This window comes from Klebsiella sp. YJ (genome assembly GCF_002108615.1).
GTDB classification, from domain to species: Bacteria; Pseudomonadota; Gammaproteobacteria; order Enterobacterales; family Enterobacteriaceae; genus Klebsiella; species Klebsiella planticola.
Window position 1 is genome coordinate 60429 of the sequence record NZ_MTEG01000030.1, and the last position, 10971, is coordinate 71399.

The 10971-nt window shown below is 55.5% G+C and carries 11 protein-coding genes and 1 pseudogene; 5 read left to right on the forward strand and 7 right to left on the reverse strand.

Going from position 1 to position 10971, the window contains the following annotated elements:
* Positions 1–135 precede the first annotated feature (135 nt).
* From anmK to pdxY, 5 genes are all read left to right on the forward strand, one after another.
* Positions 136–1260 (forward strand): anhydro-N-acetylmuramic acid kinase, encoded by a 1125-nt coding sequence (gene anmK / locus BV390_RS25205; RefSeq protein ID WP_085397444.1) that lies wholly within the window; start codon positions 136–138, stop codon positions 1258–1260.
* 92 nt (positions 1261–1352) lie between these two features.
* The gene (gene mliC, locus BV390_RS25210; RefSeq protein ID WP_032687402.1) at positions 1353–1676 is read left to right on the forward strand and encodes a C-type lysozyme inhibitor; all 324 of its coding nucleotides are present in this window, start codon (positions 1353–1355) and stop codon (positions 1674–1676) included.
* Between the two features lie 57 nt (positions 1677–1733).
* Complete coding sequence (gene pdxH, locus BV390_RS25215; RefSeq protein ID WP_047665639.1) at positions 1734–2390, forward strand: pyridoxamine 5'-phosphate oxidase; 657 nt, start codon at positions 1734–1736, stop codon at positions 2388–2390.
* A 241-nt stretch (positions 2391–2631) separates the two neighbouring features.
* The gene (gene tyrS / locus BV390_RS25220) at positions 2632–3906 is read left to right on the forward strand and encodes a tyrosine--tRNA ligase (RefSeq protein ID WP_032687404.1); all 1275 of its coding nucleotides are present in this window, start codon (positions 2632–2634) and stop codon (positions 3904–3906) included.
* Between the two features lie 61 nt (positions 3907–3967).
* Positions 3968–4828, forward strand: coding sequence for a pyridoxal kinase PdxY (pdxY, locus tag BV390_RS25225; RefSeq protein WP_032687407.1), 861 nt, complete (start codon positions 3968–3970; stop codon positions 4826–4828).
* 46 nt (positions 4829–4874) lie between these two features.
* Here the strand turns inward: pdxY and gstA are convergent, their stop codons facing one another.
* From gstA to BV390_RS25260, 7 genes and pseudogenes are all read right to left on the reverse strand, one after another.
* Positions 4875–5477 carry a glutathione transferase GstA gene (gstA, locus tag BV390_RS25230; RefSeq protein WP_032687409.1) on the reverse strand — a complete coding sequence of 201 codons (603 nt, stop codon included), beginning with the start codon at positions 5475–5477 and terminating at the stop codon, positions 4875–4877.
* 105 nt (positions 5478–5582) lie between these two features.
* Positions 5583–7088, reverse strand: a complete 1506-nt coding sequence (gene dtpA, locus BV390_RS25235; protein WP_032687410.1) for a dipeptide/tripeptide permease DtpA — start codon at positions 7086–7088, stop codon at positions 5583–5585.
* A 599-nt stretch (positions 7089–7687) separates the two neighbouring features.
* Positions 7688–8323, reverse strand: coding sequence for an endonuclease III (gene nth / locus BV390_RS25240; protein WP_032696038.1), 636 nt, complete (start codon positions 8321–8323; stop codon positions 7688–7690).
* Positions 8320–9024 (reverse strand): electron transport complex subunit E, encoded by a 705-nt coding sequence (locus BV390_RS25245; RefSeq protein WP_085397445.1) that lies wholly within the window; start codon positions 9022–9024, stop codon positions 8320–8322. Before BV390_RS25245 ends, nth begins: the two co-directional genes overlap by 4 nt.
* 3 nt (positions 9025–9027) lie before the next feature.
* Complete coding sequence (gene rsxG, locus BV390_RS25250; protein ID WP_032699677.1) at positions 9028–9648, reverse strand: electron transport complex subunit RsxG; 621 nt, start codon at positions 9646–9648, stop codon at positions 9028–9030.
* Between the two features lie 9 nt (positions 9649–9657).
* Positions 9658–10710, reverse strand: a complete 1053-nt coding sequence (gene rsxD / locus BV390_RS25255; RefSeq protein WP_085397446.1) for an electron transport complex subunit RsxD — start codon at positions 10708–10710, stop codon at positions 9658–9660.
* Positions 10711–10971 (reverse strand): annotated as a pseudogene (locus tag BV390_RS25260) (electron transport complex subunit RsxC); the annotation flags it as partial.

Sequence of the window (10971 nt, forward strand, 5' to 3'; positions counted from 1 at the left end):
CATAAACATAAGTTCTTTACGTAATGCGCAATCTTTCGCGCTTTAGTGTTAATAAACGTTAGTGCACCGTAGCATTGCCCTCTTCTTTATGATGGAGTGTGAGGCATACGAGAGTCATGGAATGAAGGAAGGCGTATGAAATCAGGTCACTTTATCGGCGTAATGTCCGGAACCAGCCTCGATGGCATTGATGTGGTTCTGGCGGCAATCAACGAAAGCGTAGTGGCGCAGCAGGCCAGTCTGTCGTACCCCATTCCGGTGGCAATAAAAGAGGATATTCTGGCCATCTGCCAGGGGCAAACGCTGACGTTATCCCAGCTCGGTCAGTTGGATACGCGTCTGGGGCGCTTATTTGCCGATGCCGTGCTGGCTCTTATGCGTCAGGAGAATGTGCAGCCGACGGATATTGTCGCTATCGGTTGTCATGGGCAAACGGTATGGCACGAACCAACGGGCGAAGCGCCGAATACGCTGCAAATCGGTGATAACAACCAGATAGCCGCCCATACCGGCGTGACGGTGGTGGGGGATTTTCGGCGTCGTGATATGGCGCTTGGCGGTCAGGGAGCACCGCTGGTTCCGGCTTTCCACCATGCGCTGTTGGCGCATCCCGTCGAGCGGCGGATGGTGCTCAATATCGGCGGGATCGCCAACCTGTCGCTGTTGGCGCCGGGCGTGCCGGTCCGCGGCTATGACACCGGACCGGGTAATATGCTGATGGATGCGTGGATCTGGCGTCAGTGTGGAAAACCCTACGATAAAGACGCGCAGTGGGCCAGCGAAGGCAAGGTGCTGCTAGCGCTGCTACAAAACATGCTCAGCGATCCGTGGTTTGCGCTACCGGCGCCGAAAAGCACCGGACGTGAATATTTCAACTACGGCTGGCTGGAGCGCCATCTGGCTCGTTTCCAGGGGCTGCGTCCGCAGGATGTGCAGGCGACTCTGGCAGAACTGACGGCGGTGACCATCGCGGAACAGGTGCTGCTGAGCGGCGGCTGTGAACGTCTGCTGGTGTGCGGCGGCGGCGCGCGTAATCCGCTGCTGATGGCGCGGCTGGCAGCGCTGTTGCCGGGTACGGAGGTGTCTACGACCGATGCGGCTGGTATCAGCGGCGATGATATGGAAGCGCTGGCATTTGCCTGGCTGGCATGGCGGACGATGTCCGGACTCCCCGGTAATCTCCCGTCGGTCACCGGCGCTTGTGAAGCCACTGTGCTCGGGGCCATTTTCCCCGCAAACCGGCCGCAGAATCAGAGTTAACTGAAACACCTGTTTTTTATTTACCGGTAAACTGGATGAAGTTAACGGGGGGCGATTTGCCCTCCTGGACCGGGATAGTCGAAGGCAAACGAATGAAAAAAATCCTTATCGCTGTAGTACCCTTTATGCTCGCAGGCTGTAGCTACTATAACCAGTTTGTGGAGCGGATGCAGACGGATACCCTGGAGTATCAGTGCGACCAGAAACCGCTGACCGTGCACATCAACAATACCCGGCAGATTGCCAGCTTTATCTATGACAACCAGCAGTTGAATCTGGCACAGGGGCTTTCGGCATCAGGCGCGCGCTACACCGACGGCGTGTATGTCTTCTGGTCGAAAGGCGACAGCGCCACCGTTTACAAGCGCGATCGCGTTGTGCTGGAAAACTGTCAGCTGCAGACGGCCAAACGTTGAGATTTCCGGCCCGGGGGCGCACAATGACGCCACCCGATGACTATTTTCTCACTTGCCATGTCTGATAACGACGAATTGCAGCAAATCGCGCATCTGCGCCGAGAGTATACCCGTGGCGGCCTGCGCCGCCGCGATCTTCCCGCCGAACCGCTGACTTTATTTGAGCGTTGGCTCAGACAAGCCTGCGACGCCCGGCTGGCCGACCCGACGGCAATGGTCGTCGCCACCGTTGACGAAAACGGCCAACCTTACCAGCGAATTGTTCTGCTCAAGCACTATGACGAAAAAGGGCTGGTGTTTTATACCAACCTCGGAAGTCGCAAAGCCCACCAGATCGAAAACAATCCTCGCGTGAGCCTGCTTTTTCCGTGGCACATGCTGGAGCGTCAGGTGATGGTGACTGGCAAGGCGGAGCGCCTGTCAACGCTGGAAGTGGTGAAGTATTTCCACAGCCGCCCGCGCGACAGTCAGATTGGCGCCTGGGTCTCCCGGCAGTCAACCCGCATCTCAGCCCGCGGTATCCTGGAAAGTAAGTTCCTGGAGCTGAAACAGAAATTCCAGCAAGGCGAAGTGCCGCTGCCGAGCTTCTGGGGGGGATTCCGCGTGAATATTGAGCAGATGGAATTCTGGCAGGGCGGTGAACACCGTCTGCACGATCGTTTTTTATACCAGCGCGACAACAGCGCGTGGAAAATCGATCGTCTGGCCCCGTAATCCCTGAAATTTGTTGTGTTAAGCGCTGGTGCTGGATGGGCTGGCGCTTTATTCTATAGACTTCATTTTTCAAGCTGCGTCTTTGTTGGCTGTGCCGGCTTATTCCGGCCGTTTGTTTGCGTAAGTCTCCGTACTTGCCGCCTTGAGGCAACTTGAATGATTTTGCATAGATGTTTTTTTTCGCGTCTGGCGAAAAGTCGTGTACCGGCAAAGGTGCAGTCGTTTATACATGGAGAATTTGATGGCAAGCAGTAACTTGATTAAACAATTGCAAGAGCGGGGGCTGGTAGCCCAGGTGACGGACGAGGAAGCGTTAGCAGAGCGACTGGCGCAAGGCCCGATCGCGCTCTATTGCGGCTTCGATCCAACCGCTGACAGCTTGCATTTGGGGCATCTTGTTCCATTGTTATGCCTGAAACGCTTTCAGCAGGCAGGCCATAAGCCTGTGGCGCTGGTGGGGGGAGCAACCGGTCTGATTGGTGACCCGAGCTTTAAAGCCGCCGAGCGTAAACTGAACACCGAAGATACCGTGCAGGAGTGGGTGGATAAAATTCGCAAACAGGTCGCGCCGTTCCTCGACTTTGATTGCGGTGACAACTCGGCCATTGCCGCGAATAACTACGACTGGTTTGGCAGCATGAACGTGCTGACCTTCCTGCGTGATATCGGCAAGCACTTCTCCGTAAACCAGATGATCAACAAAGAAGCGGTTAAGCAGCGTCTGAACCGCGACGATCAGGGCATCTCGTTTACCGAGTTCTCCTATAACCTGCTGCAGGGTTACGACTTCGCGTGTCTGAACAAGCTGCATGGCGTGGCGCTGCAGATTGGCGGTTCCGATCAGTGGGGCAATATCACCTCCGGCATCGACCTGACCCGTCGTCTGCACCAGAACCAGGTGTTTGGTCTGACCGTTCCGCTGATCACCAAAGCCGATGGCACCAAGTTCGGTAAGACCGAAGGCGGCGCGGTATGGCTGGATCCGAAGAAGACCAGCCCGTACAAATTCTACCAGTTCTGGATCAACACCGCGGATGCTGACGTTTATCGCTTCCTGAAGTTCTTCACCTTTATGGACATTGCCGAGATCAATGCGCTGGAAGAAGAAGATAAAAACAGCGGTAAGGCCCCGCGCGCGCAGTACGTGCTGGCCGAGCAGGTCACCCGTCTGGTACATGGCGAAGAAGGGCTGGTAGCAGCAAAACGCATTACCGAAAGCCTGTTTAACGGTAATCTGAGCGACCTGAGCGAAGCCGACTTCGAACAGCTGGCGCAGGATGGCGTGCCGATGATTGAGCTGGAAAAAGAGGCTGACCTGATGCAGGCGCTGGTGGATTCCGAGCTGCAGCCATCGCGTGGCCAGGCGCGTAAGACTATCGCCTCCAACGCCGTCACCATCAACGGTGAAAAACAGTCCGACCCGGAATATGTATTTAATGACGGCGATCGTCTGTTTGGTCGCTACACCTTACTGCGCCGCGGTAAGAAAAATTACTGTCTGGTCTGCTGGAAGTAATTGCGTAAAGGCAGGGGCGTGGGAAACCACGCCCCTTATTTTTTGCTGTCAGGTACACAAGATGAAGAACATCCTCGCCATCCAGTCCCACGTTGTGTTTGGTCACGCCGGCAATAGTGCCGCAGAGTTTCCGATGCGCCGCCTTGGCGCGAACGTCTGGCCCCTTAATACCGTTCAGTTCTCCAACCATACGCAGTACGGGAAATGGACCGGTTGCGTGATGCCGCCTGCGCATCTGACCGAAATCGTTCAGGGGATTGCTGATATTAATCAGCTGCAGCGTTGTGATGCGGTATTGAGTGGCTATCTGGGCTCCGCCGAACAGGGTGAACATATTCTCGGTATCGTGCGTCAGGTAAAAGCGGCCAATCCGGCGGCGAAATATTTCTGCGACCCGGTGATGGGACACCCTGAGAAAGGCTGCATCGTCGCACCCGGCGTGGCGGAGTTTCACGTCCGCTACGCGCTGCCGGCGAGCGACATTATTGCCCCCAACCTGATTGAGCTGGAAATCCTCTGTGGTCATCCGGTGGCGAACGTTGCACAAGCCGTCTTAGCCGCGCGCGAGCTGATTGCGCAGGGTCCGCAGGTGGTGCTGGTTAAACATCTTGCCCGCGCCGGGTTGAGTATGGACCGGTTCGAAATGCTGCTGGTGACGGCTGATGAAGCCTGGCATATCAGCCGCCCGCTGGTGGATTTTGGCCTGCGTCAGCCGGTTGGCGTCGGCGATGTCACCAGCGGATTGCTGCTGGTTAAACTGCTGCAGGGGGCTCTGCTTCGCGATGCGCTGGAGCATGTGACCGCGGCGGTGTATGAAATTATGCTGGCCACGAAAAATATGCAGGAGTACGAGCTGCAGGTGGTTGCCGCACAGGATCGTATTGCGCAGCCGGAGCACTACTTTAGCGCCACGCAGCTTTAACCTTAAAACTGCCCGGCCTCGCAGCCGGGCAGATAATGTCTGGCGATTAAACCCCTTCCGCCGCCAGCGCCGCGGCCACCGATGGACGAGCGGCCACGTGTTTCATCCAGGCCTCGATATTGCTGTAACCTGTCATATCCAGCTTCACGGCCCTGGTCCAGCGCAGTACGGTAAACAGGTAGCCATCAGCGATGGTGAAACGATGCCCGTTCAGCCACTGCTTCTCCTTCAGCGACTCATCAATATAATGCAGCTTCTTCTCCAGCTGAGCGCGCACGATCGGTTTGTAATCTTCCGGAGTGTCCGGGCGGAAAAGCGGCGTAAAGCTTTTATGCAGTTCCGTCGCGACATAGTTCAGCCACTCCAGTGTCTGGTAGCGCGCAATGGTGCCCACCGGCGCCAGCAGCTGGCGATCCGGCACCTGATCGGCAATGTATTGCATAATGGCGACGCCTTCCGTGAGCAGGATATCGTCGTCAAGGAGCAGCGCCGGAACCTGTCCCTTCGGGTTGATCTGCAGATAGTCCTCACCGTTTTCCAGGCGCTTCTTCTGCAGGTCGACGCCTTGTAAGGTGAAGTCCAGTCCGCTTTCGCGCAGGGCGATATGTGATGCAAGGGAACAGGCGCCGGGTTTGTAGAACAGTTTCATCAGTAACTCCTCGTGGCTGCAGTTTTCTGTATGTTAGCCCAGGGGTAAAAAAAAAGCCGCTAACAAAACGTTAGCGGCCTAAATTTATTGGTTTTCCCGAAGCGCTTAAGCGGTTGCCGTATCGCGAGCTTTGCTCACTGAGTCGTCATCCTGGGTCATGCGGTTCAGTTTCGGTGCGATAGCAAACATCAGCACGGCGATAACTGCGGTAGCAATACCAATCTGCAGGAAGACATGGCCATATACGGCAAGAGACTGCAGCGGATCGGTCACGTTCTCCGGAACCGCCATCAGGTTGGCGACTTTACCGGCGATGATAGCGGCGCCTGCGGTAGTCAGGAACCAGCTGCCCATGATAAAGCCCATCAGACGCTGCGGTACCAGCTGTGCCACCATCGCCAGACCCAGACCGGAAATCATCAGCTCACCGATACTCTGCAGCGCGTAGCTCAGAATCAACCAGTTAACGGAGACGATACCGGCATCGGTTGCAAATTTGGCGCCCAGCGGCAGAACGAGGAAGGCCAGCGAGCACAGCACCATGCCGATCGCAAATTTGTGCGGCATTGGCAGACGGTCGCCCATCTTGTTATAGATAGCGGCCAGAATCGGGCTGCCGATCATAATCCAGAACGGGTTCAGCGCCTGGAACTGTTCAGGCTGGAAGTCAATGCCCAGAATGGCGTGCTCAACGTTGCGGATAGCAAAGAAGTTCAGTGAAGTCGGCATCTGGCTGTAGAGGACGAAGAAGACGATCGCCTGAACCATCAGAATGAAGGCAACAATCATCTTACGACGCGCCGCCCCTTTCATCGCAATAGCTTCTTTCGCAAAAATAATCACGATACCCAGAGCCACCACGCCCAGCACCATACGGGCAATGCCCTGGTTGTGCAGCAGCCAGGTCGCAATCACCACCAGGACGATCACGCCGACGATGGTCGCCAGCAGTTTACCGAAGTGTACCGGGGCAAAGTCAGGCTTCGAACCGTAGTTTTTTACCCATTTTTTGCAGAACATGAAGTTCACCAGGGTAATCAGCATCCCGACGAAGCTCAGCGAGAAGGCGATACTCCAGCCAAATTTCGCCGCCAGCCACGGGGTAGCCAGCATAGAGAAGAAGGAACCGATGTTGATGGACATATAGTACATCGTAAATGCGCCATCAAGACGCGGGTCATCTTTCTCATAGCAGGTCGAGAGCAGGGAAGACGGGTTAGCCTTAAACAGGCCGTTACCGACGGCGATGGTCGCCATACCCATATAAACGATAGCCGCGTCGTGTCCGGAATACGCCACCAGGGCGTAGCCGATAGCGAGGACGATGGTCCCCAGCATAATCACACGCTTAGTACCGAGCACTTTATCGCCCAGCCAGCCACCGATAGCCACGAGGCCATAAACCAGCGCGCTGAAGGAGGAGAAGAGAGTAATAGAATCCGCTTCTGACATACCCAGCTGTTTGACCAGGTAAACGGCCATGATCCCTTGCAGGCCGTAATAACCAAAACGCTCCCATAATTCGATCGAGAAGATCAGATAGAACGATTTCGGTTGTTTGAAAGCGTTCAGACTCACGCTTTCTGCTGGTTTATTGTTTGCAGTTGACACATATACCTCTTTTTTTACATCCCATATTAACGGGGGGTGTTCGGGGCGCAATCTGATAAGACCGCCGCCTTTATAGTTATTCTGGAGGGAAAACGGGAAGTAATGTTCACTATCCTGGCCGTTCAGGCAAGCGTTTTGTAATACTCTGTTACATATATCTTGAGCGTTATAATACGCCAGTCATTCAAATGTTATACAGAGTTAAATTTCACCTTTTTCACATTGGTGATATTTTTATCTGTCGGGACGGGAAAGGGATCGGATAATGGCGATATATTCTGCTGATAAGCCTTGAACATAGTGATATAGCCCATAATCCTAAAAAATGATGGGGTATTGTCCTGGTAAGTGGTGCTCTGCTATTGGAAATACTGGCTTTTCTTATCATCGTTACAACAATAATTTAACATTAAGTTGCGTGGATGATCTGGATCACAAATGTATAGAAATTTTTTCGCCACAAAAAATGATTAACCTGGATGAACGTTATATAGGCGGTTAATTGTCCTGTTGAGTGCGGAAATAGTGGCGTTAAAGGCAGGGGATTAGCGAAAAGGACAGAACCATTACCACAAGCAGGGTAATGGTTTGTCTGAATGTTACTCGTAGACTTTCTCTTTAAACTCGCACAGATCTTCAATCAGGCAGGAGCCGCAGCGGGGTTTGCGCGCAATACAGGTATAGCGGCCGTGGAGAATAAGCCAGTGGTGACAGTCGACTTTAAATTCGGCGGGAACGACCTTTAGCAGTTTTTCCTCCACCTGTTCAACGTTCTTCCCGGGGGCAAATTGTGTCCGATTGCAAACGCGAAAAATATGCGTATCCACGGCAATCGTCGGCCAGCCGAAAGCGGTGTTCAGTACCACGTTGGCAGTTTTACGTCCTACGCCGGGAAGCGCTTCCAGCGCCGCTCTGTCCTCGGGAACCTCGCCATTGTGCTGCTCAAGCAGAATCCGGCAGGTTTTAATGACATTTTCAGCTTTGCTGTTAAATAACCCGATGGTTTTGATATACGATTTGACGCCATCAACACCCAGCGCCAGCATGGCTGCCGGCGTATTCGCCACGGGATAGAGCCTGGCCGTGGCTTTATTCACGCTGACGTCCGTCGCCTGCGCCGAGAGCAGTACGGCTATCAGTAATTCGAACGGCGAGCTGAAATTCAGCTCCGTTGTGGGGTGCGGGTCGTTATCCCGCAGTCTGGTCAGTATTTCCAGACGTTTGCTCTTATTCATCCCAGACTTTCCCTGTGCGCATCAACCGGCGCGGTTTGACTCGCTTCAGCTGCCTTTGCTTTACGCTGTTTGGTTCGTTCATCAATCAGGTATTTCACCGCCAGCATCATCCCTAAACCGATAAAGGCGCCCGGCGGCAGCATCGCCAGCAGGAACGGCGTATCGGTATGGAATACTTCGATCCGCAGCGCTTTCGCCCAGCTGCCCAGCAGGCTATCGGCACCATCAAACAGCGTCCCGTTGCCGAGGATTTCTCGCAGCGAACCGAGCACAAACATCGCGCAGGTCGCCCCCATACCAATGGAGAAACCATCCAGCGCCGACAGCGCCGGCCCTTTTTTGGCAGCGAACGCTTCGGCACGACCGACCACGATGCAGTTGGTCACAATCAGCGGAATAAAAATCCCCAGAGACTGATACAGACCAAATGCGTAGGCGTTAATCAGCATCTGTACGACGCTCACGACCGAAGCGATGATCATGACATAAATCGGGATACGAATTTCAGCCGGTGTCCAGCGACGCAGGCTGGAGATGGTCAGGTTGGTCAGCGTCAGCACCAGGGTTGTCGCCAGTCCCAGCCCTAACGCATTGGTGGCGGTAGAGGTCACGGCGAGGAGGGGGCACATGCCTAACAGTTGTACCAGCGCGGAGTTGTTTTTCCACAACCCCTGAACAATAACGTCTTTGACTTCGCTCATGGCTTACTCTCCACAGGACGTGAGTTCGGGAATCTGTGCGGGCAGCGTTTGCGCGTACAGGCCGGCACGCTTAACGGCGTTGACCACCGCGCGTGGGGTAATAGTGGCGCCGGTGAACTGATCGATATCACCGCCGTCTTTTTTTACGGCAAAGTGACTGTCGCCGGGGCCATGAATGACTTTACCCGCAAAGTGGGTTATCCAGCCAGACAGGCGAAGTTCAATTTTGTCGCCAAGGCCGGGCGTCTCATGATGCTCCGTCACGCGGGTTCCAAGTACGGTGCCTTTGAAGTCGGCGGCAACCAGCAGCTGAATCGCACCGGAGTAACCATCGGGGGCGGTCGCTTCCATCACCACCCCGACAGGGGCGTCGTTATTTTTGGCAATCCAGATCTTATGCTGACCTTTACCGAGCGGTGGCGCAGCGACCAGATAGCAGCTCTGTAGCAAATCGTTATTATAGCGGTCCGCAGGCAAAACCTGATTGAACAGCGCTTTTTGCTGCGTCGCCGCCTGCTCAGCAATCGTCGATTTCGTCAGCTCATTGATGGCCGCGGTTAACCCGGTAGAGCCGGCGGCAAAGAGCGCCAGCGTAATGCCGTGTTTGCGCATGCTTTTTAACATCATTGGTCCTCAGCGGTGGCCATAGACGCGCGGGCGCGTGTAGTAGTCGATTAACGGAACGGTAATGTTCGCCAGCAGCACGGCAAAAGCCACACCGTCAGGATAACCGCCAAAGCTGCGGATGAGCCACACCAGCAGACCGGCGAGGGCGCCGAATATCAGGCGGCCGCGGTTGGTGGTGGAAGCGGTAACCGGATCCGTTAAAATAAAGAATGCGCCGAGCATGGTCGCGCCGGAAAGCAGATGAATCTGCGGGGCAGCGAAGCTCTGCGGTGAAAACATCCAGCCCAGGGTGGCGCAGAGGGTCAGGCTAAGCAGGAAGCTCAGCGGAATATGCCAGCGAATAGCCTTCTGCCAGAGTAAAAACAGACCGCCGAGCAGATAGGCGATATTGACCCACTGCCAGCCAAGACCGGCCAGCGCGCCGCCGTAGATCGGGTACTGCAGGATCTCCTTCACCGCGTGACCGGCATGCAGCGACGTTTTAAACGTATCCAGCGGCGTGGCCTGGCTGATGCCATCGATCCCCAATCGCAGGGCGTTCATATCGTTACCGCTGGCGGTATGGCCGCTAAAAATAACCTGCAGGGCGTCGGTGAAGCCTGGCACGGTGGCCGCAATCTCATGCGGCGGCAGCCAGGAGGTCATCTGCACCGGGAATGAGATCAGCAGCACGACATAGCCAATCATTGCCGGGTTAAACGGGTTGTGACCCAGCCCTCCGTACAGCTGCTTGGCAATAATAACGGCAAAGGCGGTACCTAAAACGACCAGCCACCAGGGCGCCAGCGGCGGAATACTGATGGCCAGCAGCAAACCGGTCAGCAGCGCGGAGTTATCGGCAAGCGTGGCGGCAATATTCTGTTTCCGCAACCTGAGGATGGCGGCCTCTGTCGCCCAGGCCGTGAGGGAGGCGAGAACGAGCTGCACCACGGTTCCCCAGCCAAAGAACCAGGTCTGAACCGCGATGCCGGGTACGGCTGCGAGCAGAACCAGCAGCATAATCCGTGAGGTCTGACGCTGGTTGTGGGTATAAGGAGAGCTTGCGATTCTGAAAACCATTTATTCCTCGTTAACTGCCTGCCGGGATGCTTTCCTGGCCTGAACGCGGGCGATTGCTTCGGCGACCGCGGCTTTACGCGGGTCGTCGTTGGCGGCTGACTGGGTCATCTGCTGCTGCTGCTCGGCTTTGCGGGCCTTCGCGCGGGCGATAGCCGCTTCAACGGCCGCTTTACGCGGGTCGACGGCTTCGGCGGCGGGTTGCACGTCAGCCGGTGCGGCGGCGGCCTGCTGCTCGGCTTTGCGGGCCTTCGCGCGGGCGAT